General features: G+C 64.9%; 21 protein-coding genes and 1 pseudogene. 12 read left to right on the forward strand and 10 right to left on the reverse strand.

Annotated elements, in window-relative coordinates:
* Positions 1-296: pseudogene (locus BLT27_RS15620) on the reverse strand (ISH3 family transposase); the annotation flags it as partial.
* Positions 297-760: 464 nt separating this feature from the next.
* On the reverse strand, positions 761-1426 hold the full coding sequence (locus BLT27_RS19305) for a hypothetical protein (protein ID WP_139172363.1): 666 nt from the start codon (positions 1424-1426) through the stop codon (positions 761-763).
* A 334-nt stretch (positions 1427-1760) separates the two neighbouring features.
* Here BLT27_RS19305 and BLT27_RS15625 point away from each other — a divergent pair, with 334 nt between their 5' ends.
* Both BLT27_RS15625 and BLT27_RS15630 read left to right on the forward strand, forming a co-directional pair.
* Positions 1761-2366, forward strand: a complete 606-nt coding sequence (locus BLT27_RS15625) for a site-specific integrase (protein ID WP_089735561.1) — start codon at positions 1761-1763, stop codon at positions 2364-2366.
* Positions 2367-2496: 130 nt separating this feature from the next.
* Positions 2497-3510 carry a DNA-methyltransferase gene (locus BLT27_RS15630; RefSeq protein WP_089735563.1) on the forward strand — a complete coding sequence of 338 codons (1014 nt, stop codon included), beginning with the start codon at positions 2497-2499 and terminating at the stop codon, positions 3508-3510.
* On the opposite strand, the gene BLT27_RS15635 is transcribed toward BLT27_RS15630, so the two are convergent.
* A complete protein-coding gene (locus BLT27_RS15635; protein ID WP_089735565.1) occupies positions 3507-5021 on the reverse strand; it encodes a restriction endonuclease in 1515 nt (504 codons plus the stop codon). The genes BLT27_RS15630 and BLT27_RS15635 overlap by 4 nt on opposite strands.
* A gap of 366 nt (positions 5022-5387) precedes the next feature.
* Positions 5388-5702 carry a winged helix-turn-helix domain-containing protein gene (locus tag BLT27_RS15645; protein WP_089735569.1) on the reverse strand — a complete coding sequence of 105 codons (315 nt, stop codon included), beginning with the start codon at positions 5700-5702 and terminating at the stop codon, positions 5388-5390.
* Between the two features lie 712 nt (positions 5703-6414).
* Here BLT27_RS15645 and BLT27_RS15650 point away from each other — a divergent pair.
* The gene (locus tag BLT27_RS15650) at positions 6415-7500 is read left to right on the forward strand and encodes a tyrosine-type recombinase/integrase (protein WP_089735571.1); all 1086 of its coding nucleotides are present in this window, start codon (positions 6415-6417) and stop codon (positions 7498-7500) included.
* A gap of 172 nt (positions 7501-7672) precedes the next feature.
* Here the strand turns inward: BLT27_RS15650 and BLT27_RS15655 are convergent, their stop codons facing one another.
* On the reverse strand, positions 7673-8776 hold the full coding sequence (locus BLT27_RS15655) for a hypothetical protein (RefSeq protein WP_089735573.1): 1104 nt from the start codon (positions 8774-8776) through the stop codon (positions 7673-7675).
* Positions 8777-8989: 213 nt separating this feature from the next.
* On the opposite strand from BLT27_RS15655, the gene BLT27_RS15660 reads away from it, so the two are divergent.
* From BLT27_RS15660 to BLT27_RS15670, 3 genes are all read left to right on the forward strand, one after another.
* Positions 8990-9385, forward strand: coding sequence for a type II toxin-antitoxin system VapC family toxin (locus BLT27_RS15660; RefSeq protein WP_089735575.1), 396 nt, complete (start codon positions 8990-8992; stop codon positions 9383-9385).
* A gap of 57 nt (positions 9386-9442) precedes the next feature.
* Complete coding sequence (locus BLT27_RS15665) at positions 9443-11293, forward strand: DUF4013 domain-containing protein (RefSeq protein ID WP_089735577.1); 1851 nt, start codon at positions 9443-9445, stop codon at positions 11291-11293.
* 95 nt (positions 11294-11388) lie between these two features.
* Positions 11389-11979, forward strand: a complete 591-nt coding sequence (locus BLT27_RS15670; RefSeq protein WP_089735580.1) for a P-loop nucleotide/nucleoside kinase family protein — start codon at positions 11389-11391, stop codon at positions 11977-11979.
* Between the two features lies 1 nt (position 11980).
* Here the strand turns inward: BLT27_RS15670 and BLT27_RS15675 are convergent, their stop codons facing one another.
* Entirely contained in the window at positions 11981-12583 is a 603-nt protein-coding gene (locus BLT27_RS15675; RefSeq protein ID WP_089735582.1) for an alpha/beta hydrolase, read from the reverse strand.
* A gap of 54 nt (positions 12584-12637) precedes the next feature.
* Between BLT27_RS15675 and BLT27_RS15680 the strand changes: the two genes are divergently transcribed.
* The 3 genes from BLT27_RS15680 to BLT27_RS15690 all read left to right on the forward strand — a co-directional run bounded on the left by BLT27_RS15680 (position 12638) and on the right by BLT27_RS15690 (position 15465).
* Positions 12638-13516, forward strand: coding sequence for a PspA/IM30 family protein (locus BLT27_RS15680; RefSeq protein ID WP_089735584.1), 879 nt, complete (start codon positions 12638-12640; stop codon positions 13514-13516).
* A gap of 123 nt (positions 13517-13639) precedes the next feature.
* A complete protein-coding gene (locus BLT27_RS15685; RefSeq protein ID WP_089735586.1) occupies positions 13640-14668 on the forward strand; it encodes a DUF7972 family membrane protein in 1029 nt (342 codons plus the stop codon).
* 80 nt (positions 14669-14748) lie between these two features.
* A complete protein-coding gene (locus tag BLT27_RS15690; protein ID WP_089735588.1) occupies positions 14749-15465 on the forward strand; it encodes a transcriptional regulator TbsP domain-containing protein in 717 nt (238 codons plus the stop codon).
* A gap of 60 nt (positions 15466-15525) precedes the next feature.
* Here the strand turns inward: BLT27_RS15690 and katG are convergent, their stop codons facing one another.
* The 4 genes from katG to BLT27_RS15710 form a co-directional block, all read right to left on the reverse strand.
* On the reverse strand, positions 15526-17670 hold the full coding sequence (katG, locus tag BLT27_RS15695; RefSeq protein WP_089735590.1) for a catalase/peroxidase HPI: 2145 nt from the start codon (positions 17668-17670) through the stop codon (positions 15526-15528).
* 155 nt (positions 17671-17825) lie between these two features.
* Positions 17826-18416 (reverse strand): DUF7411 family protein, encoded by a 591-nt coding sequence (locus BLT27_RS15700; protein WP_089735592.1) that lies wholly within the window; start codon positions 18414-18416, stop codon positions 17826-17828.
* Complete coding sequence (locus BLT27_RS15705; RefSeq protein WP_089735594.1) at positions 18416-18766, reverse strand: DNA-binding protein; 351 nt, start codon at positions 18764-18766, stop codon at positions 18416-18418. The genes BLT27_RS15700 and BLT27_RS15705 overlap by 1 nt, the downstream gene beginning before the upstream one ends.
* Before the next feature lie 51 nt (positions 18767-18817).
* Complete coding sequence (locus BLT27_RS15710; protein ID WP_089735596.1) at positions 18818-19273, reverse strand: 30S ribosomal protein S19e; 456 nt, start codon at positions 19271-19273, stop codon at positions 18818-18820.
* Between the two features lie 192 nt (positions 19274-19465).
* On the opposite strand from BLT27_RS15710, the gene BLT27_RS15715 reads away from it, so the two are divergent.
* The 3 genes from BLT27_RS15715 to BLT27_RS15725 all read left to right on the forward strand — a co-directional run bounded on the left by BLT27_RS15715 (position 19466) and on the right by BLT27_RS15725 (position 22152).
* Positions 19466-20782, forward strand: a complete 1317-nt coding sequence (locus tag BLT27_RS15715; RefSeq protein WP_089735598.1) for a tRNA pseudouridine(54/55) synthase Pus10 — start codon at positions 19466-19468, stop codon at positions 20780-20782.
* Between the two features lie 266 nt (positions 20783-21048).
* Complete coding sequence (gene rnhB, locus BLT27_RS15720) at positions 21049-21690, forward strand: ribonuclease HII (RefSeq protein WP_089735600.1); 642 nt, start codon at positions 21049-21051, stop codon at positions 21688-21690.
* A 36-nt stretch (positions 21691-21726) separates the two neighbouring features.
* Positions 21727-22152 (forward strand): universal stress protein, encoded by a 426-nt coding sequence (locus BLT27_RS15725; protein ID WP_089735602.1) that lies wholly within the window; start codon positions 21727-21729, stop codon positions 22150-22152.
* Positions 22153-22159: the final 7 nt, after the last annotated feature.

Consider the following 22159-nt stretch of genomic DNA (forward strand, 5'->3'; position numbering starts at 1 on the left):
ATGTCTCGGCGAAGAAGCGTGTTAGCGACTTGTTCGAGCCGTTCGGGCTCGAACTTCGTCCGGAGGTGGTAGAGAACCGTGTTTGCCGATGGCGAGTCTTCGCTGGAGTTGCACAGCGTCGAGATTGAGGTCCCGTCGGCGGTTGCGCCGACGAGGACCTCGTAAATGTCCTTAGCATCGGTTTCAGCGTTGTTGGCAAGGTTCAGAGAGACTTCCTCGTCAAGTCGATTGACGAGGAAGTTAAGGAGCTGGTCTTCGTGGATTTCACTGTCTGCTTGCTGCTGTTTGCTAGGCACATTCGCAGCAAGCAGACGTTCTAACTAACCGGCTTTGTGAGGTACTGAGATTTGATATGAGTTCATCATGCGGGCATGTACTGGTGAGAGCCAAAGGCCGAGTCGACGAGTAATGGAGTATCTGTTTCCAACCATCAACGAGGCCCCGATAAGATCAATCCCTAACCCAATAGCACCGGGATTCTCAAGAATCCAACTACAGATGCACATGTCATGCTAGTCTGAAGACATCTACACAGTAGCTTCGGTTTCTCTGGTTTATTCCGTGCCGCACCCACACATCGACTGACCAGGCAGCTCACGACGGCAATCTCCTGAATCAAAGGTCGCCTCTCTCGCTTCATGCTTATTCAATTCCATGCGACAGTCCTGATCTTCGCCCTCAGTAACGTCGAACCGCTATGTAATCTTCTGTGGCTGTCACTCCAAATCTATCTCACACGGCGAGAAAGAAGTTTTAGTAACTACAGACCGAGAGCATCCCGGAATTCAATCGGGTCAGCTATATCAGGGGCCTCATCTTCGAATGAATAATCAACGATATCACCCATTCTCTGTTCAGCGTCATCGAATGCCTCCCGATTTCCGTTTCTGCGGGCCTCGATCGCATCAAGACCATTCCGCGCCCAAGGAATCCAAATCTCTTCCACGTAATTCGATGCCTCAACTCCTATGCTTTGGGCCTCGCTATGTTGCGACCGCTCTGCTAGTCGGGCAGCTTCTTCGAAGTAATCTATAGCATCTTGTGATTCTTCGATAACATTGTCGAGGCGTCTTTCCGCATCGGCCCACTCCTGTTCGTTCAAAGCTCTAGTTGCTGAGTCACCGATAGAATCAATTTCTTGTTCAGTATCGTACCCAGCTCTGTATTCCCTTACTGCATCATCTTCGAGTTCTGTGTTTTCGGTCGTTGGTTCCTCAGTCGTTGTCGGTTCCTCTGTCGATGTTTGTTCCTCAGTCGGACTCTGGTCCTCAGTCGTTGGCGGTTCCTCTGTCGGTGTCTGTTCCCCTACCTCCGACGTCGGGCTCGCTTCCGGTGTACTATTTTCGTCTCCGGTACTGCTACAACCGGCTAACAAAGCGATTCCGGATGCTGAAAAACAAGTAACGAGAAGCCCCCTTCTCTTCATACCTCGAATGGTTAGGTCATCATCATATAGTTACTGGCTGACGTAGGACTGGTTCACCCACTAAGGTCAAAACCAATAACTCAGTGCTCTCTTTTTACGAATTGCTTGTAATGAGGTTCATAGATGTATTCAATCGGTATAGATCTCAACCGGGCTAACCGGTCTGATTCGGAGCTCAAAGATAGAGAGTTCGAATACCAGCTTTCATGCTTTTGTAGAAGGGTGCAACGCTATCCTTCGGGTGGGGCTGATTCGACCGAAATCCGGCTTCTCACAAGAACCCCCGGTCAACAGGGGAACACTCTAGGTGCATGAAATTCTAGAGAGGTGTGCAATGCGGAGTGAGAGAAACAAGGATGGGTCGTTCACTGTGTGGATGACCCGCGACGAGTATCACGAGTTGCCCCGCGCTGCAGATACCTTCCAGCGAGAGATCGCCATTCGACTGATGGGCGACTGTGGCCTTCGAGTCGCAGAGGTGCTCGATGTGAAGCCCGAGCACATCTCGCGGAAGTCCGACGGCACCCACTATGACCTCGAAATCGTCTCCGGCAAGGACACCACAGGCGAGTACGATGGCGGGAAGCACCGCGAGACATGGCTTCCGCGCGAGCTGGAGGCACTGGTGAACCGGTACTGCCAGCAGCACGACGTCGACGATGACCAAGTGCTCATCGACCGAGGCAAGCGCACGCTACAGTACTGGGTCGAGCAGGCCGCCGAGGGCGCGGTCAAGGAGACCGGCGACGAGGATTACCGGCGCGTGTCGACGCACGATCTTCGACGTTGCTGGGCGAATAACCTGCTCGTTGAGGAGAACGTGAGTCCACGCATCGTCATGGCCCTCGGTGGGTGGAGCAGCTACGACGCGATAGAACCGTATCTGGCCGCTCCGACCGAGGAAAACGTGATTCAAACTATGAGCAAAATCCAGTTATGAGTAGCGAAGACCCTGAAGTTCAAACGGCAGAGCGGGGCCACAGTAGCCTGAGGCACGAACAATGGACCCCAACCTACGAAGTACAAGTCTTAAGTCAGTGTTGGACCCTGAATACACCAGCCAACGACGCATGAAGGAGGAACCCAAAGTCGCGGGGCTGATGGATTCAGAGCCCTACTACACGACATCTGATGGTGCTGCGTACCACGGCGACAGCCGTGAGTTACTCGAAGAACTCCCTGACGAGAGTGTCGATCTCGTCGTTACCTCTCCCCCCTTCGCTCTGAAAAGGAAGAAGGAATACGGAAACAAGGACATCGACAGCTACAATGACTGGTTCGTCGAGGGCTTCGCCGAGCGAGTCAAACGTGTTCTCAAGCCCCACGGCAGTTTCGTTATCGACATCGGTGGTGGCTGGGAGAAGGGGAAGCCTGTTCGTTCAACGTACCACTTCGAGCTTCTGACGGAGCTCGCAGGCTCGGACGGACCGTTCAATCTCGCACAGGACTTCTACTGGTACAACCCTGCGAAGCTCCCGACCCCCGCTCAGTGGGTCACTATTGAGCGGATTCGCGTGACTGACGCGGTCAACCACGTCTGGTGGCTCTCGAAGACGGAGCGACCTGAGGCAGACAATACCCGTGTTCTCCGTGAGTATAGCGACTCTCAAAAGAAGCTCATGGAGGACGGTTACAAGGACAAAGAACGTCCATCGGGCCACGATATCAGCGACAAGTTCGATGACCCGAAGGAGAACGGATCGATTCCCCCGAACCTCATTGAAGCTGCGAATACGGCCTCAAACACGCACTATCTGAAAGCCTGCAGAAAGCTCGACATCGACCCCCACCCGGCTCGCTTCCCGCGAGACATCCCTGAATTCTTCATCCAGTTCCTCACTCCGAATCCGCCCTACGACGAAGATGAAGAGGAGCCGGTCGTTCTCGACATCTTCGGCGGCTCGAACATGACCGGTGAAATTGCGGAGCGATTCGGTCGTAACTGGCTAGCATTCGAGCAGCAAGAAAAGTATATCCAGACATCCGAACTCCGCTTCCTCTCGATGGAGGAGATCGACAAGGCGCTCGATGAAGACCAGAGTGGCCTCGAAGATTTTGCGGAGATTGAGCCGACCGACGACTAACCGTCGGTATCGAACTCAGTTAGCGTCGTGTCTGTGGGTTCACTTCTCGCTTCTTCGATCTCGTCACTGAACTTTTCCAACGCTTCATCTTCTCGCTCTTGGAGCGTCGTTTCCTCATCTTCCTCGACACCCTCCCGGCCCCCGAGACGCTTGATACGCCTGATTCGGGCCGATTCGCTTTCCAGGGCGTCAATCAAGTGACTCGGGTCTTGGTCCAGTCGCTCAATATCTTTCCCTTCAATAAACACGATTGCCAGATTCTCATGCTGCATGACCCGGTTAGCAAACTGCCGGGCATCATTGCTGAGGCCCTCACGGGCGATCATAAGAATCGTGTTCGTCTGGAGCATCCGCGAGATTCCGACTTCCCTGGCGACGTGTTTCGAACTCAGTTGCTTTTGTACGTTCTTACACTGAATCTGAACCCGGTTGTAGAGCGGACCGAGATCGTCGAAAATCACGTCTACCTCAGAACCGCCCGTTTTTCTCCCACGGACGCGCCAGCCGACGAACTCCAGCCCAAGCGTCCGCCCGAGTTTCACGGCCAGCGTTTCGAGCGCAACACCCTTGTCGTAGGTGTTGTCGCTATCCATCTCGTCGAGTAGTTCTGTGTAGGACTTCCTGAGAACACTCCGAGGCGCACCGGTCCGTTCTGCAAGGTCATCCAAGATGGGTTTCAGAACTTCAGCCTCGAACTTGTCGGTCGGTTCAATCAGGTTCGGTTTCCCGGAGACGTGTTCCCACTCGATATAGCCCGCTTCTTCGAGTGGTTCGAGCATACTGTTCTTGATGCCGCTTTGAGTAATTTCGACCCCGTAGGCTTCCTCAGCGATTTCCCGTATGTAGACGTTCTTGATCGGCTTGTTCGGGTCTACGATGGCAAGGGCACGAAGGAATGCCTGTTGTTCGTCTTCTAGGTCATCGAGTTCAAGAATAGTCTCTGAATCGGCCCCGGTAAGCTCGTTGATTCGACCGTGGTCAATCTCGTAGTGGTGGGTTCCTGTGTTGACAACACCGGCTTTCGACAACCAGCCCCGCATCTGCGACCAGTGGTTCGACGTTCGGTCAATGTGGAACCCGTACTGGTCACGAAACTCTTGCTTGAGATTCTTGTTCACCGGACTCTTACCCTGCGCACGGAGATCTTCGACGATCTCGATTCCCTTCTGCCCGTGAAGGTTTCGAAGGATGTGGCGTGCAAATCGGTCATAGAGCTTCTGAGGCTCATCTCGAAGTTTGTAGAGTTCCTCGCCGAGATCTGTGAACTTGAAATCCTCGTCGGTGATACCGTAGCCACTAGGCTTTACACCGAGACGTACGTTTTTCGCTCGTGTTCCATCATCGTCCGGAAAGAACGTTTCAATAATCGCCTCGTCGAACCCGTCTTCATCACCCTCGTATTTCTCAATCAGTTCGAGAACGACAGCAAGTTCCTCCCTCTCGTCACCTGTCTCGAGCTGGTTCGGTCCGAAGGCATCTCCGAAGGGTAGGTCAGTATCTTCCCGTGCCATCTAGCGCGCTAGCGCTCTAGTCTGGCAGTATAAATATGTCTAGCAGAGAAATATTTGGCCGGCTCAGGCACTTACTACGTTATCCTTTCAGGGCGCTATCCGGAGTTGGAGATGGCTGGTGTGCAGCATCAATCTCGCCCTCAAGATACAGCTGACCCCAAGTTGTGACTTCGTAGAGATCCTTGTGAGTCGGTGCGATGAATCCGGCATACGTCAGCAACTTACAGCGTTCTCTGATTCGATTTTCGCTGGCATCGAAATTCATCTCCTTTTCCATCAAGCTGGGATTCGCTAGTCGCTCAGCGTCGAGGTATTCGATAATCCGTTCATCCAGAGGGACCATCCAGTGGGCGGGGAGGCGTTGACTCATCCGTTAGTTTTCTCTTGACCGCTAGCCGTCGGACCATTCTGCTCACCTGCGTTCATATACGCTCCTGCTTCTGCATCGTACTCTTCATCGAGGTACGCTATTCCTTCGTCAGTGATGACGTAGACCCCGTTTCCGAGGGGAGTCAGAAGCCCATGTTCTGCGAGCTTCTGGCATCGTCGGGAAACCGTCGGCTGGGAAACACGGACCCCCTCGGAGTCGCTGATTTCCCCAACCGCTGCTCCTTCCTTCTCACGAATGTACTCCAATATTCGGTCGTCCCACACGGTCATCCAGGTCCCCGAGTGACGCATTAATAGGCTATACACTCTTGCATAAGTAATGGGTTCGTGTATATTCATTTGTTCATCTTTGAGTTGTTAGAGAATCAGCGATACATTTTTGAATAGCGCATACATTGTTCGAGTCGCGGGACCATCGCAGGACGTTGATGACTCTATTGGACGTGTGAAGACCGGGCCGCGTTGCAGCGCGGCCCGAAGATGGTTCCAGAGCGACCATGCAAGCTGGAACCCTTACGGGGCCTAGACCCCGCACGAGCGACGATGTACCGGCCGCCGAAAACAGTACCGACAACCGACTAGCTGACGCTCTCGTCGGGGGTGACGAGCAAACCGGCGAGTCGTGTTACTTCTGCGGCGCACCGGCTGAAGGCCACGCCGCGCTCTACAGCCCCAATGCGGTCCGCAGGTACATCGACAATGCTGGTCACCCACCAGCCCAGAGCGAACCAGTCTGTCGTGACTGTGGTGAGCGACTAAACGCGCACCGACGAGGTGAAGGTATTCTATCCACCATCCAGTCCGGCAATGGTTGGAGAAATACAGAGGTTGCTCCGGCGGAAGTCCACGCTGACCCGGACGCTCAGAGAGGGCCGACGTTCATCTGCACGGGCTGTGACGAACTCCAACCGATTACAACGGCGACGTTCCAACGGGTGAACGCACACGGAGCCTGTCTCCCGTTCTGTCCCGACTGCGTGTCGACAGGCGAAGGTGAGGAAAAGTGAGTCGGAGAGACCGACCCGACCCGTCGGAACTCCCAGCGCGGGAAGCCGCCGAGCGGTACCTTCGTCGTCGACGCCCCGACTCGACGGACAAGAGCATCAAGGGCTGGCGGTACCGCCTGAAGCTCTTCGTCGAGTGGTGCGAGAGCGTCGGCATCACCGAAGTCGGTCAACTCAGGGGGTACGACATCGACGAGTACTACGAGCTACGCAGCTCGGAGATCGCCCCGGCCACCCTGGAAGGCGAGATGCACACGCTTCGGAAGTTCGTCGAGTTCCTCGAGAACATCGAGGCGGTCGATGAGGACCTTCACGAGAAGGTCCGTGTGCCGAACCTCGACCCCGAGGACCGCACGAACGATACGAAGCTGGCGACCGACGACGCGCTCGCGCTGCTGGAGTACTACCGGAACAGCGAGAAGGACTACGGCACCCGCGCCCACGCCTACCTAGAACTCGCCTGGACCACGGGCGCGCGACAGGGCGGACTCCGCGCGCTCGACATCCGCGACGTGTACCTCGACGATGACCCGTGGATTCACTTCCTCCACCGACCCGAGTCGGGGACCCCGCTGAAGAACAAGCGCGCGGGCCAGCGTCCGGTCGTCATCCCGCGCGAGACGGCCGAGGTGCTCCAGACGTACATCGACGACTACCGGTACGACGTACACGACGAGAGCGGCCGCCAGCCCCTCCTGGCGAGCGCGGCGGGCCGTCCGACGACGAACACCATCCGGGTCTGGAGCTACATGGCGACCCAACCGTGCCTACACACGGTTTGCCCGCACGGAAAGGAGCGGCCCACCTGCGGATGGGTGGAGCGCAACCACGCGAGCAAGTGCCCGTCGAGCCGGTCACCGCACCAGATACGGACGGGAGCCATCACGCACATGCTGAACCTCGGTTGGCCGCCCGAGGACGTGGCCGAGCGGGTCAACGCGGCGGTGAAGACGATAGAACAGCACTACGACCATGCCGACCCCCGAGAGCGACAGCGGCGACTCCGTGACCGCATGGAGAAGCGTCGTCGCCCGCTCGTCGAGGACCTCAACCCCACCGATGAAATCGAAGAGAGAGACTACTGAGATGATTCGCCCGATAGACACCCACGAGACCCCGCAAATCCGGCGAGAATCCACGTCGCGCCGGCCCACTTTTCCCGCATTCTCCGCCACAGAGCGACGCGTTTCGCGCTGGTGCCACGGCAGTGAGAGCGAGCGCACGCCAAACAACGACCGATGGACGTGACGGCGTGCCTCAGCAGTCAAGCCCGTCACAGCGAGTCTCGTACACCATCTCGAACGGCCCGACGGCGTTCACCCGTTCGTAACGGTACAGGAAGCTCGGCACTGCTTCGCCACGGAGAACGGGGAATGAGTCCGCGTTGTCCGGCGGTGTGGCCGCGAGCGTCACGCTGTCGTCGGTGTCGGCATAGAGGTACGCGGTCTGTCCGGGATCGAGCCGCTCCATCGACTGCCAGTCGACCTGGAAGCCCCACGCTGGCGGGTTCTCCAACCCCAGCTCCATCGCGTTCAGGATGCCGTACGGCCGCTCCCCGTCGACCGGAGAGCCGCCGGTGTTCGTCACCGCGAGCACCCGGTCGTCGTTTCGCCAGTCCACGTCGAACGTGGGGTACTCCTGGACGACGGCCGGGCGGCCGGACCGCTCCGGCGGGGGTTCAGTCCCCCGTTCGAGGCTGAACTCGTAGACCCTGTGGACGCTACCACCATCGTGGTAGTCGGCGTCGATCCGTCTGATGACGCCGTCGGTGTCGATGGCGAGTTCGAGGTGGCCGACGCTGGAGACGTTCGGGGCCAGTCGCTCCCCGACGTCCTCCAGCCGGAAGACCGCCACCTCCGGCCCCCGGTCGGTCTGTACCTCGACGTTCGCCTCACCCCACGGCAGGTCGAGTACCTCGTAGAACGGGATTCCCACGGTGTCGCCGAGGTGGTCCGTGACCAGACTTTCCCGGCCGCCGACGGCCAGTCGAGACTGTTCATCTGTCCCCTCGTCCGTGCCAGCGAAGAACAGGTCGTCCTCCATGTAGAACGTCGAGTACAGCGTTTGCGGCAGGTCGAGTTCCCACCGCTGGAACTGGTCGGTGCCGCCACCGTACATCACGCCCTCGTTGATGCCGATCTGTTCGCGGAACTCCGACGTATAGGTGGTCCCCGCCAGTGCGACGACGTGCCCTTCGAACACGTCATTCGGTGCGGTGACGCCGTCGGCGTCGATGCCGTCCGGGAACTCGAAGTTCACTGATGCCTGCGCCCCGTTCAGTCCCGCCTGAATCGTCGCACAGCCGGCGGTCGCACCGAGCGGGGTGAGCCCAAGGGTGGCGAGGTAGGTCCGTCGATTCACGGTCGATAACGTTGACGTGGGTGATTCAACCTTGTGCCCAGCGTGCGTCGATACCTGGAGCCGAACGTTTTACTCCCTCCGCCCGCCCACGGCGTGCATGGACGATTCAGCCGACGACGACGCCACGCCAGCCGAGCGACTCGGGGACAGCCTGTTCGGCCGTTTCAGTGACGCCGACATCGACGCGGTCGAGGCGGTCGGGGAGGAGCGACGATGACAGTCGTCGTCGACACGGACGTGTTCCTCGCCGCGCTCGTCGCCGACGGCGAACACGGTGAGGTGGCCCGCGAGTTCCTGAACCGGGACGAGGAGTTCGCCACGTCGACGCTGACGATGCTGGAACTGCAGGCCATCCTCGTCGACGAGGCGGGAATGGACGCGGCGGCCGTGCGTGACGCCTGCGAGGACATCGTGGACGGCGCGGACGTGTACGAGGCAGACATGGACGACTTCGGGCTGGCGAAGGCGATGCGGGACGGCACGGACCGTGGCGAGGAGCTGTCGAACAACGACTGGACGCTGCTCGCGATGGCGGCGGACCTCGGGGCAGACCTGGTGACGTTCGACGAGCGGAAGCAGGCCCAGGGTGCGGTCGCGCCCCATGCCTGAGGACCGAACGGCCAGTACGCCCAAGTGACCGCTTCGCGCAGTGGCAATCAGTTGCGAATGTCACCGAGCGAGAACAACGGGGAGCGTCGGACGGACGGGGGGCGTCGCGAATGTACGAACTGTGGTGCGAGTCTCGACCCGTCCACGGACGTCTGTCCCCGCTGTGGGGTCGAACAGGCGGCCGGCGGGCGCGGACGGACGAGCGACAGACCGTCGGGGACGACCGGCCGCGAGCGTGGCGGCGACGGGCGGGACGGGACGACACGGTCGACCCGTCGGCAGGCGGGCGACGGGCGCTCGCAGGACGCCGGCGGAGGCCAGCGCGACTGCCGCAACTGCGGCGTGAGCCTCGACCCGTCGACGGACATCTGTCCACGCTGTGGGGTCGACCAGACCGGGAAGACGTCGCCGGACTCGAAACGCAGCCGGCGAGAACGGGATGACGGTCGGTCGTCGGCCGCCACGGACCGGCGGCGGGCAGGTCGGGACGGGTCGTCGCGGCGGCGCGGCACCGACGACGGGTCGGACCAGTCGGAGCGACGGTCACGGAGTCGACCCGCTGACGGTCGGGACGGGCCGGGGAACGAGCGGTCGGACTCTCGCGGCCGCGGGGCCGACGCACGGTCCGAGCGAGGCGGGACGGCTGACCGGGGCCGCCGCGGCGACGACCGGGGACGACAGCCCGACGGGCGACCCGAGGGCGAGCGGCGCGACGACCGGTACGCTCCCCACGACGGCGGTTCCCCTGACGACGGCCCCAGTGGTCGGCAGCGGGGAGACGACCGCAGTCGTGACGACCGCCGCCGCGACGACGACCGTCGAGGGCGAGACCGCGGTGCCGACGGCCACCCGCGCGAGGACGACGCCCGGTCGGGCCGCCGCGACCCGGAGCCGGCCCCGAGCCAGGGTGAGCGGGACCCACGCGACGAGCCGCCTCGCCGCGACGAGCGGCGTGACCAGCGCTCCGACAGGCGGCCGGCATCGACCGGTGGTGGCCACCCGGAGACCGACCGCCGAGGCCAACGCGGGCCACCACCCGGTGAGGAGACGAGCGCTGGCGGGACGACGACGCGAGCGGAGCCCGCGGTCGACGACCGGGGGCCAGCGCGCGAACACGGTACCGCGACGGGCGCGGGACCGCGTAACGGCGACCCGTCACGTCCGGACCGCGGCGGCGGGTCGAACGTCCGGGCGGCGACCGGCGGTGTGGAGGACTCGGGGGGCCACCACCCAGACACGCGGGGGCCGGACAGCCTCGGCACCGACATGAAGTATCCGATGAACGAGGAGGGGTGGTGGAAGACCATCGCGGTCGGGACGGTGCTGGAGTACCTGACGTTCCTCGTCGTCCCGGGCTGGCTGCTGACGGGGTACTACGTCCGCGTGATGCGGCAACGACTCGAGGGCGACCCCGAGCCTCCGTCGTTCGCGGACCCCGGCGACCTCCTGGTCGACGGCATCAAGGGCTCCGTCATCGGCACCGTCTACGGCATCATCCCCATCATCGCCTTCGTCGTGTTCGTGCTGGGCAGCATCTCAGCGATCCTGAACGGGAACTTCCAGGAGGGGCTCGGGAGCCTGCTCACCGGGCTCGTCATCTGGTTCGCGCTGACCGCGCTGTTCGGCTACGCGGGCTCGGCGGGGCTGGCGCGATTCGCCGAGACCGGGTCGATGCTGTCCGGGTTCTCCCCGAAGCTGGCGCGCGTGCTCGTCAGTGGCACGTGGTTCGTCGCCTGGGTGAAGGTGACCATCGTCGGGGGAATCGCCTTCGCCATCTCGGTGGTCATCGCGCTCATCCCGGTCGTCCAGCTCATCACCGTCGTCGTCACGCCGGTGAAGATCAAGTACCTCGGCACGGTGTTCTCGAAGCAGTTCGCGGACGCCTACGCCAGTATCTACAGCGCCTGAACGCCCCCTCCCGCGACGGATTCCACAGTTTCATGTGCGCTCGGTGTCGTCTGTCTCCCAATGACGGCCGGGCACGGGGCGACCGCCGGACACGGATGGGCCGACCGACGAACCGACGTACGCTCGCGGGCGACCACCGCGGCCACACGACGGAACGGTGGCCGATGTTGTTAGTCGTCTGTGGCCTGCCCGGTGCGGGCAAGACGACCATCGCCGAGGCGGTGGCCGACCGCGTCGATGGCCGGCTCGTCCGGACCGACGTGGTGCGCAAGGACCTCTTCCCCGACCCCGACTACACCGAAGCCGAGAAGCTCGCGGTGTACGGCGAACTGCTCGGCCGCGGCCGCGAGGTCGTCGAAGCCGGCGGGACAGCGGTGCTCGACGGGACGTTCAAGGAGGCACGCTTCCGCGGGGACGTCGTCGACCTCGCGGCGGAGCTCGGCGTCGACTTCCGGCTCGTGAAGGTCGAGTGCGACGAGGCCGTCGCCCGCCGGCGCATCCGCGAGCGCACCGACGACGAGAGCGACGCCGACCCGGACCTGCACTCGCGGTTCCGCGAGCTGTTCGACCCCATCGAGTGCGAGCACGCCGTGGTCGACAACTCGGGCGACCTCGACGCGACCCTCGCACGTGTCGACGAGCTGTTCCCCGTCGCGGACCCGTCGAGCGTCCCGGCGGGCGAGTGACTCAGACCGTCCGCAGCAGGAACGCCGACACCGCGTCGCCGACCTTCTCGTGCTGCCCGACGAAGAAGTGGTCCGCGCCGAAACGGACCGTCTCGACGCCCAGTTCCTCGGCACGCTCGACGATTCGCTCCCAGTTCACGACGTCGTCCCGCTCGCCGTAACAGATCTGGGCAGGGGAGTCGAGGTCCTCCAGGGCTGCGACCGCGTCGAGGTCGTCGGCGAGCCGGTCGGCGGGTGCGAGCGCGCTGACCGCGGTGACGGGCGCGTCGACGCTCGCGGCGGCGAGGATGGCGAGACAGCCGCCGAAGCTGAAGCCGAAGAGGCCGACGCGGTCGTATCGCTCGGCCGCCCAGCGCACCGCGTTGCGCACGTCCTCGCGCTCGCCGTAGCCCTCGTCCCAGTCGCCGTAGTCGATGCGCAGGCAGTCGACGCCGCCCGCTGTCAGTGCGTCGGCGACGGTGACGAGGCGCTTGTCGCCGCGGTGGCCGCGATGCTGTGGGTGTGGCGGACACGCGACGACGCAGGCGTCGGCGTCCCGTTGCGATTCGTCGAGACTCGCGCGGACGTCCCTGACCCCCGGTACGAGAACTGTATCGGCTGTCACACGTACACCTTCGGAGAGTGACGTTTTTAAGTTCACGGAGTGAAATAATGCAACATGGGAATACTATCGCGGACGTCGTACGTCCTCAAGTCGAAGATCAACTCGTTGTTGAACCGGGCCGAGGACCCGACGGAGACGCTCGATTACTCCTACGAGCAGATGCGCGACCAGCTCCAGAAGGTCAAGCGCGGCATCGCCGACCTGACGACACAGAAGAAGCGTCTGGAGATGCAGAAGCGCCGGCTCGAGGAGGACGTCGAGAAGCACAACCGGCAGGCCCGCGAGGCCGTCCGGCAGGACCGCGAGGACCTCGCGCGCCGTGCGCTCGAGAAGAAGAAGACGAAGATGCGCCAGATGGAGGAGCTCGACGCACAGATCGAGCGCCTCCAGGGCACCCAGGACCAGCTGGTCGACAAGAAGGAGACCCTCCAGCAGCGCATCGAGGAGTTCCGCACGAAGAAGGAGTCGATGAAGGCACGCTACGAGGCCGCCGAGGCGAGCAACCGCGTCTCCGAGGCCATGACCGGCGTCGGCGACGAGATGGACGACGTCGGGATGGCCATCGAGCGCGCCGAGGAGCGCACGCAGGACATGGAGGCCCGCGCGGCCGCCATGGACGAGCTCTACGACGATGGCGCGTTCGACGACGTGCTCTCGGACAAGGACTCCATCGACCGAGAGCTCGAGGAGCTCGGCGCGTCCAGCGGCGTCGAAGCCGAACTCGACACCCTCAAGACCGACATGGGCAAGGGCGGCGGCTCCGCCGAGGCCGAGTCCGCCGAGGAGACGAGCAGTAACGAGGAGGTGTCCGCGGACTTAGAGGAGCTCGAGGCCGAGATGGACGCCGCCGAGGCCGGCGGCTCCGGCGACGAGGCCGTCGAGGCCGACCTGGAGGAGCTCGAGGAGGAAGAGGGGAAGAACTCGGACGCGTAACGGCCCACCGACAGTTCCCATTCTGCGGCCGCGTTCCCGGACCCACAGCCCTGCCAGCCCGGGACAGGGCAGCCTACGGGGTTCGGCCACACGTTTTTCACCGTCTTCACCGTCGCTCGCGGTATGGACGAAGCCGACGGCGCGAGCGACGACACCATGCGCAGCCGCGCCCAGGAGTCGAGCTGGAAGCTGCGACTCCTGCTCGACGCGAACCGGTGGCTCGTCGCGGCGGGCATCCTGACGTTCGTGTTCCTGGGCACGCTCGCCGCCGGCCTCGCCGTCGACGGGGTGGCACGCCTCACCGCGGGTGACCCCGTCGAGACGCTGTTCCAGGCGCACGTCACCGCCATCGTCACCGGCGTCACGCTCGTGCTGACGCTCAACCAGCTCGTGCTCTCACAGGAGCTGGGCCCGGCGGGCGACCAGCGCGAGCGCATGGCGGGCGCGACGACGTTCCGGGAGGACGTCGCCGACGTGGTCGGCGTCCCCGTCGCACCGGCGGACCCCGCCGCGTTCCTGAAGGCGATGCTCGACGCCGCCGACGAGCGTGCGGCCGACCTCGCCGAGAGCGCAGCGGCGGACGGCGAGGCGGTTGGTCACATCGAGTCACTGACGGACGCGGTGCAGACGAACGCCGCCGTGAGCGACGAGCTGTCGGGCACCGAGTTCGGTGACTTCGACGTCGTCGCTGCCGCGCTCGACTTCAACTACTCCTGGAAGCTCTACGCGGCGAAGCGCCTCCGTGCGGAGCACGGTGAGGAGCTGTCGGACGACGCGGCGGCGACACTCGACGAGCTCGTCGACCTCCTCTCGCTGTTCGGCCCCGCCCGGGAGCACGTCAAGACGCTGTACTTCCAGTGGGAGCTCGTCGACCTCTCGCGGGCCATCAGCTACACCGCGGTGCCAGCCCTGCTCGTCGCCATCGCGATGCTCTCCTTCTTCGACCCCACCTCGCCCGCGTTCGCCGGGTCGACCTTCGGCGTCGCCCACGTCCTGCTCGTCTACGCCCTCGCCAGCACCCTCTCCGTCGCGCCCTTCGCCATCCTGCTCGCCTACGTGCTGCGCGTCGCGACCGTCGCGAAGCGCACCCTCTCCATCGGCCCGTTCATCCTCCGCGACACCGACCGCTCGTTCGACTACGACGACGACTGACCCGGCGACGGGACGGCCGGGCATCACCGGTGGCCACGGCCACAAGCGTATAGTCCCAGTAGCGCGACCGGATAGCCGTGATGTGGGTGCCGGTCGTCGCTGCGGGACTGTGTGGCCTGCTCGCCGTCGGCCTCGTCCAGCTCTGGCGCGGCCGACTCACCGCGACGGGCGGCCACGACCAGCTGGTCACCGACGCTCGGTTCCGGACCCCGGGCGGGCCGCTCGACCGTGACACCGCCGCCAACCTCGCCATCGTCGCGCTCGAACTCCTCGCGCTCGTGCTGGCCGCGGTGCTGACCGGCTACCTCGTCGTCGAGACCGCGCTCGCCCCCTCCCTGAAGGCCCTCTTCGCCGGCACCTACGGCGTCGCCGCGGTGCTCATCGCCCGCGCCGCCTACGTCCGCCTCGGGCTGCCGGTCCCCGGACGCACCGCCGTCGACGACCCGGAGACGCTGGCCGACCTGACCGACTCGCTCGTGGCGTGCCTCGGCGAGCCGACCGCCGCGGAGTTCGAATCCCTCTACGACGCGATGACGACCGTCCGCGGCGACGGCCCCGGCCCCGACGTGGTCACGGTCGCGCTCGTCGCCGCCGCCCGCGCCGACATGGACGTCGCCACCGTCGAGTACTGGGCGGCGACCAACGGCATCGCCAGCCCCGCGACGGTCGCGAACCGCCGCGACGAACTCGCCGCCGCCGGCGTGCTGAAGGCCGACTGCTTCGAGCTCGCCCGGCCCGAGTTCGCCGACGCGCCCGCGCCCGACGTGGCGTCGATGACGACGACGCTGCTGAGCTGAGCACGCTCGCGGCTGTCGTCGGTCGAGAAGAAGGAACCGGGTCTGAGAGCTACCGACCGATCACTCGAGGTCGAAGCGGTCGAGCCGCATGACCTTGCTCCACGCGTCGACGAAGTCCTCGACGAACTGCTCCTCGCCGTCGTCGGCACCGTAGAACTCCGAGAGCGCGCGGAGCCGGGCGTTCGAGCCGAAGACGAGGTCGACGCGGCTCGCCGTCCACTCCAGCTCGCCGGTCTCGCGGTCGTAGCCCTCGAACGCCAGCCGTTCATCGGAGACGGGCTCCCAGTCGACGTCCTCGCCCAGCAGGGTGGCGAAGAAGTCGTTGGTCAGCGTCTCCGTCTGGTCGGTGAACACGCCGTGGTCGGTGTCCTGGTAGGTCGCCCCGAGCGTGCGCAGGCCGCCGACGAGCACCGTCATCTCGGGCGCCGTCAGGTTCAGCAGGTCCGCCCTGTCGACCAGGATGTCCTCCGGGTCGCGCTCGGCCTCGTCGCCGTAGTAGTTGCGGAACCCGTCGGCCTTCGGCTTGAGCGCCTGGAACGACTCGACGTCGGTCTGCTCGGGCCGGGCGTCCGTCCGGCCGGGGTCGAACGGGACCTCGACGTCGTAGCCGGCGTCGGCCGCGGCCTGCTCGACCGCCGCGTTGCCGCCGAGCACGATGAGGTCGGCCAGGGAGACACGCGTACCGTCCGAGCGCGAGTCGTTGAACTCGGCCTGTATCCCCTCGAGGGTCTCCAGCACGGTCTCGAGCGCCTCGGGCTCGTTGACCGCCCAGCTCCTCTGGGGTTCGAGGCGGATGCGCGCGCCGTTCGCGCCGCCGCGCTTGTCGCTGTCGCGGTACGTCGACGCCGACGCCCACGCGGTCTTGACCAGCTGCGAGACGGAGAGGTCGGAGTCGAGTAGCTCCGTCTTGAGCTGGGCGGCCTCCTCGTCGCCGATCGGCTCGTGGTCGGCCTCGGGGAGGGGGTCCTGCCAGAGCATCTCCTCGTCCGGCACCTCCGGGCCGAGCAGTCGCTGCGGCGGGCCCATGTCGCGGTGGATGAGCTTGTACCAGGCCTTCGCGAAGGCCTCCTGGAACTCCTGGGGGTTCTCGTGGAACCGCTCGATTATCTCCAGGTAGTCCGGGTCCCGCTTGAGGGCGACGTCCGTCGTCAGCATCATCGGCGTGTCCGTCTCGGACGGGTCGTGGGCGGCCGGGACGGTGTCCTCGAGCTCCTCGTCGACCGGCTTCCACTGCCAGGCACCGCCGGGGCCCTTGTGGGGCTCCCACTCGTAGTTCAGCAGGTTGTCGAGGTAGCCCATGTCCCAGGAGATTGGGTTCTGCGTCCAGGGACCCTCGATACCGCTGGTGATCATCTCGCTCCCCTTGACGGGGCCGTCGGCACCCTCGACCTGCCAGCCGAGCCCCTGCTGCTCGATGGGCGCGTCGGCGGGCGGCGAGCCGTGCTCGTCCTCGGGGTCGTCGGCCCCGTGGACCTTCCCGAAGGTGTGGCCGCCGGCGATGAGGGCGGCGGTCTCCTCGTCGTTCATCGCCATCCGGCTGAACGTCTGGCGGATGCGGTCGGCGGACCACTCGGGGTCGGGCTCACCCTCGGGGCCCTCGGGGTTGACGTAGATGAGGCCCATGACCGAGGCACCGAGTGGCTCCTGCAGGAAGTCGTCCTCGTCGAAGCGGTCCCAGGTCTCCATCTCCTCCTCGGGCCCCCAGTCGATGGCCTCGTCCGCCTTCCAGGCGTCCTCGCGGCCGCCGCCGAAGCCGAACGTCTCGAAGCCCATCGACTCCAGGGAGACGTTGCCCGCCAGCACGAGCAGGTCAGCCCACGAGAGCTTCCGGCCGTACTTCTGCTTCACCGGCCAGAGCAGCCTGCGGGCCTTGTCGAGGTTCGCGTTGTCCGGCCAACTGTCCAGCGGTGGGAACCGCTGTCGGCCGCCGGCCGCGCCGCCGCGGCCGTCGACGGTTCGGTACGTGCCGGCGCTGTGCCAGGCCATCCGGATCATCAGCGGCCCGTAGTGTCCGTAGTCGGCGGGCCACCAGTCCTTGGAGTCCGTCAGTACGGCCTCGATGTCGGCTTTCACCTCGTCGAAGTCCAGCGATTCGAACGCCTCCGCGTAGTCGAACTCCTCGGCGGGCCCGAGCTCACGGGCGTTGTCGTCGAGGATGTCCACGTCGAGCAGGGTCGGCCACCAGTCCTGGTTTGTCTTACTCATCGATGAGAAATTGTTGCTTTTGCCAGTTAAGGGTACCTAATTCGGAAACGAAGCCTTTGCAGTCACAAAATTATCTACAGGAATGCTGAACTCTGACAGGACGCCACGGACCGCGTTCGCACCGGCCGACGGGCGTCGCCGCACCACGAACTGGTTCAGTCCGTCCCGGTGACGTACGTCTGGTCGTGGTCGGGGAACACCTCGCCGACGGCGTCCGGCCCGGCGACGTCGGCGAGCAACGGCCGCAGTTCGGCCTCGTAGTCGGCGCGGCGGATCTCTTCGCTCGGCCCCACCGTCACGGCGAGCTTGGACTCGACGATCCTGTCGACGGCGGTGCGGCCGAAGCCCGAGAGTGGCGCGACGTAGTCCACGTCGTGGCGGTCCTCCAGGCTCTGGGCCTGCGCGCGGGAGATGGTCGGGACGCGGTCGTCACGGCGGGTGCCGTCGGCGATGGCGTCGAAGCCCTGGGCTGCGAGGCGCTCGAGCGCGTGCTCGTGGACCTGCTGGATGCCGTTGCGGGGGAAGCCGTCGGCGCGCATCCGGGTGACGGCGTCTTCCGCGGCCGCGCGGTCGAGCTCGAGCCGCTCGAAGGGAAAGCCAACCGCCTCGGCGGCGTCGCGGGCGTGTTTCCAGTCGTCGGTCACGCCGAAGTGGCCGGTCACGAGGGTGACGTCGTAGAACTCGTCACAGAGCAGCGCGGCGAGCGTGGAGTCCTTGCCACCGCTGTAGAGCAGCCCCAGTTGCATCAGCGCCGACGGATATCGAAGCTCTGGGAGTCCGGCTTGAGTTCGCGGAGCAGGTCCTTCATCTTCTCCTCGTCGATCTGACCCTGGATACGGCCCGACCGTGCGAGGGCGACGACCTGCTGTTCGACCTGCTCGGCGAAGTCGGGTTTGGACATCCGGACGGAGTTGAGTCGCTTGCGGGCGCCGTCGGTGAGGTACTGCCGGAGGAGGGCCTGCTTCTGTGCCTCGGCCTGCTCCCGTCTGGCGTCCTGGGCTTCGGCGTCGGCACCGCCGCCCTGCTGTTCGCGCAGCTGCTCCATCTTCTTCTCTCGAAGCTTCTCGAGTTCGTCGTCGTCGGGACTGCCGCTCATACTACCCGTTTGTCGATTGCGGAGGAAAATCGTTTCGACTGTTCGCAGTCGTTACGCGTAGCGCTCGAGCTCCGGCCGGTCGAGCTCTTCCATCACGTCGGCGGCGATGTTGTCGAGGAGGCTGCGCCCCTCGGCGGTGATGCGGCGACCCTCACCGTCGGCGGTCTCGACGAGGTCCTCCTCCTCGAGCTGCTGGAGGGCGACGCGGATGACCTTCTTCGAGCCGTTGGTGCGGTGGGCGGTGGCGACGCGGTAGCGGTTCGAACCGTTCTTCGATCCACCGTACTCGGTGGAGAGGCGGTCGACGCCGACGGGGCCGGTGTCGGCGACCTTGCGGAGGAGCGAGGCCGAGCGGACGGCCCAGAAGTCCTCCTGCTCCGGCGGGAGCTCGCGGTTGACGCCTGTCTTGCTGAATTCGAGCCACTCGGGCTCGTCGAGTCGATCCTCGAGTTCGGCGGCGACGGCCTCGATGAGGTCGTCGGCCGGAACGTCGTACATCGTCGTCATTGCATCTTGGTTCCCTCGCGCAGGTTAAAAGGGCATCGTCTTCCTGCCGGGGCGTCGCAGCCGGAGACGGGCGTCGTCGAGGGCTCTCAACCCCGCTGGGCGGTGCCGAGCACGGCCGTCGCGCCACCGCCGACGATGTCCGGAACGCGAGAGATAGCAAGGCACTAACGCACCGCGCCGCTTTCGTGGGGCATGGACGACTTCGACGACGCGGTCAGGGCCATCCTGGCGACCGGCCCGGTCTGTGACGCCTGTCTCGGGCGACCGTTCGCGGACCGCAGCTTCGGGCTGACGAACGACGAACGGGGCAAGGGACTGCGGGTCTCGCTCGCGCTGGCCGAGGACGAGCCCTACGAGCGCGTCGAGCCGGACGAGTGCTGGGTGTGCGAGGGGCTCTGTGGTCGCTTCGACGAGTACGCCGAACTCGTCGCCGACGGGCTCGCGGACATCGAGTTCGAGACGTACCAGGTCGGCACCCGCGCCCCGCCGCTGGTCGAGGAGAACGACCGGCTCCTGCGCGAGGACGCCGGCCTCGAGCCCGACGCCGGCGAGCTGTTCAAGAGCGAGTTCAACCGCGAGGTCGGCAAGCGCGTCGGCCGCCTTACCGACACCGAGGTCGACTTCGAGCGCCCCGACGTGCTCGCGCTGGTGAACCTCGACGCGGCCGCCGAGGAGCCCTCCAGCCACGCGGTCGAGGTGCAGGTCAATCCCGCGTTCGTCTACGGCCGCTACCGGAAGCTCGAGCGCGACATCCCCCAGACGGAGTGGCCCTGTCGCGAGTGCGGCGGCTCCGGCGTCCAGCTCGGCGACGACGGCGAGGAGCCCTGTGACCACTGCGGCGGCTCCGGCTACCTCTACGACATGAGCGTCGAGGAGCACGTCACGCCGCACGTCCGCGACGCCATGGACGGCGACGAGGCGCTGTTCCACGGCGCGGGCCGCGAGGACGTCGACGCGCTCATGCTCGGCACCGGGCGGCCGTTCGTCGCCGAGGTGAAACGGCCCCGGAGCCGGGACCCCGACGTCGAGGCGCTCCAGGGACGCATCAACGCGGACGCCGCTGGCGCGGTCGAGGTCGAGGGGCTCCGGCTGGCAACCCACGAGATGGTCGAGCGCGTGAAGGAGCTCGACGCCTCGAAGACCTACCGCGCCGAGGTCGAGTTCGACGACGCCGTCGACGGCGACGCGCTCGACGACGCCGTCGCCACGCTCTCGGGGACGACCGTCCGCCAGCACACCCCGCATCGGGTGGACCACCGACGGGCCAAGCTCGACCGCGAGCGTACCGTCTACGAGATATCGGCCGACCGGACGGACGACCGCCACGCCACCGTCGACGTCCACGGCGAGGGCGGCCTCTACATCAAGGAGCTCATCAGCGGCGACGAGGGCCGGACCGAACCGTCGCTGGCCGGCCTGCTCGGCGTCGAGGCGACGGTCACCGCGCTCGACGTGCTGGCGGTCGAGGGCGAGGACGAGCCGTTCGACGACCCCGACTACCTGCGGTAGCGGGGGAACTGTTTTTGTCGTGTGCCACGTTGGCATTGGACGAGGGGTAACCCAATGTGCCACCATGATATCGAGATAGAACACACCGCAATCGAGGACGACAGCACCGACGAGTCCGCAGACGACGAGTTCGCGGAGATGCCCACCGCTGCCGACGACTGAGTACATCTGTCCTTCTTTCGAGCCGCGACTCCCGGGAGCGACGGCCAACAGCCACGACCACCAACGGAAACGACCAAGACGCCCCGCACGGAACGCCAGTCCAGATGCGATTCGGTGTCGACGAGGCCGGCAAGGGACCGGTGTTCGGCTCGATGTGGGCGGCCGCCGTGGTCGTCCCGCGAGCGAGCGTGCTCCCCGACGGCGTGGACGACTCGAAGCGACTCAGTCCGGCGTGCCGCGAGACCCTCGCGAGCACCATCCACGACGACGGCCGCGTCCGGGTCGGTGTCGCCGAGATACCCCCTGCAAGAATCGACGACCCCGAGACGGACATGAACTCGCTGACGGTCGCGGCACAGGCCGAGGCGCTGGACGACGCGGGAGTCGACGGGGCGCGAGGCGTCGTCGACGCGGGCGACACGGACGCCGCGCGGTTCGGACGGCGGGTCGGGGACGCGGCCGATGGCGAGGTGACGGTCATCCCGGCGCACCGAGCGGACGAATCCGACGCCGTCGTCGCGGCGGCGAGCATCGTGGCGAAGGTCGCCCGCGACGCCCAGATGGCCGCGCTCGCAGACGAGTACGGCCCCGTGGGGTCGGGATACCCGAGCGACGGCACCACCCGCGAGTTCCTCGCCGACTACGTCGAGCGGACCGGTGAGCTTCCGCCCTTCGCCCGCGAGTCGTGGTCGACGTGTGCGGACGCGCTGGCCGCCGCCGAGCAGCGCGGCCTCGACGAGTTCTGAGCAACCCCTTTCACCCTGGCCGGCGAACCGCCCGGTATGTACGACGACATCCTCTTCCCGACCGACGGCAGCGAGCCGAGCGTGGCGGCGTTCGAGTACGCCGTCGACCTCGCCGGAACCTACGGCGCGACGCTGCACGTGCTGTACGTCGCCGACACGAACCGCGACAGCGTCACGACCATCGGCGGCGAGGTGGTCGACGCGCTCGAATCGGAGGGAGACCGTGTCGTCGCCGACGTCGAAGACCGCGCCAGAGAGCACGGCGTCGAGATGGTCACCGAGGTGCTCCAGGGCGACCCCTCGGCGACGATCCTCGACTACGCCGACGAGTTCGGCGTCGACTGTATCGTCATGGCCACCCGCGGACGGTCGGGCGTCACCGACCTGCTGCTCGGCAGCACCACCGAACGGGTCGTCCGCCAGTCGTCGATGCCGGTGCTGGCGGTCAGCGACGAGGAGTAGGAGACGG

Origin of the sequence: Haloarchaeobius iranensis (assembly GCF_900103505.1) — an archaeon.
Lineage (GTDB): Archaea > Halobacteriota > Halobacteria > Halobacteriales > Natrialbaceae > Haloarchaeobius > Haloarchaeobius iranensis.

Bases quoted from the DNA above. Each gene is read 5' to 3' on its own strand.
- BLT27_RS15665 (WP_089735577.1), top strand. From the start codon at position 9,443: ATGTCACCGAGCGAGAACAACGGGGAGCGTCGGACGGACGGGGGGCGT.
- BLT27_RS15645 (WP_089735569.1), bottom strand. From the start codon at position 5,702: ATGCGTCACTCGGGGACCTGGATGACCGTGTGGGACGACCGAATATTG.
- BLT27_RS15710 (WP_089735596.1), bottom strand. From the start codon at position 19,273: ATGACGACGATGTACGACGTTCCGGCCGACGACCTCATCGAGGCCGTC.
- BLT27_RS15630 (WP_089735563.1), top strand. From the start codon at position 2,497: ATGAAGGAGGAACCCAAAGTCGCGGGGCTGATGGATTCAGAGCCCTAC.
- BLT27_RS15685 (WP_089735586.1), top strand. From the start codon at position 13,640: ATGGACGAAGCCGACGGCGCGAGCGACGACACCATGCGCAGCCGCGCC.
- BLT27_RS15670 (WP_089735580.1), top strand. From the start codon at position 11,389: ATGGGCCGACCGACGAACCGACGTACGCTCGCGGGCGACCACCGCGGC.
- BLT27_RS15690 (WP_089735588.1), top strand. From the start codon at position 14,749: ATGTGGGTGCCGGTCGTCGCTGCGGGACTGTGTGGCCTGCTCGCCGTC.
- BLT27_RS15705 (WP_089735594.1), bottom strand. From the start codon at position 18,766: ATGAGCGGCAGTCCCGACGACGACGAACTCGAGAAGCTTCGAGAGAAG.
- BLT27_RS15635 (WP_089735565.1), bottom strand. From the start codon at position 5,021: ATGGCACGGGAAGATACTGACCTACCCTTCGGAGATGCCTTCGGACCG.
- BLT27_RS15715 (WP_089735598.1), top strand. From the start codon at position 19,466: ATGGACGACTTCGACGACGCGGTCAGGGCCATCCTGGCGACCGGCCCG.
- katG (WP_089735590.1), bottom strand. From the start codon at position 17,670: ATGAGTAAGACAAACCAGGACTGGTGGCCGACCCTGCTCGACGTGGAC.
- BLT27_RS15660 (WP_089735575.1), top strand. From the start codon at position 8,990: ATGACAGTCGTCGTCGACACGGACGTGTTCCTCGCCGCGCTCGTCGCC.
- BLT27_RS15680 (WP_089735584.1), top strand. From the start codon at position 12,638: ATGGGAATACTATCGCGGACGTCGTACGTCCTCAAGTCGAAGATCAAC.
- rnhB (WP_089735600.1), top strand. From the start codon at position 21,049: ATGCGATTCGGTGTCGACGAGGCCGGCAAGGGACCGGTGTTCGGCTCG.
- BLT27_RS15625 (WP_089735561.1), top strand. From the start codon at position 1,761: ATGCGGAGTGAGAGAAACAAGGATGGGTCGTTCACTGTGTGGATGACC.
- BLT27_RS15725 (WP_089735602.1), top strand. From the start codon at position 21,727: ATGTACGACGACATCCTCTTCCCGACCGACGGCAGCGAGCCGAGCGTG.
- BLT27_RS19305 (WP_139172363.1), bottom strand. From the start codon at position 1,426: ATGAAGAGAAGGGGGCTTCTCGTTACTTGTTTTTCAGCATCCGGAATC.
- BLT27_RS15700 (WP_089735592.1), bottom strand. From the start codon at position 18,416: ATGCAACTGGGGCTGCTCTACAGCGGTGGCAAGGACTCCACGCTCGCC.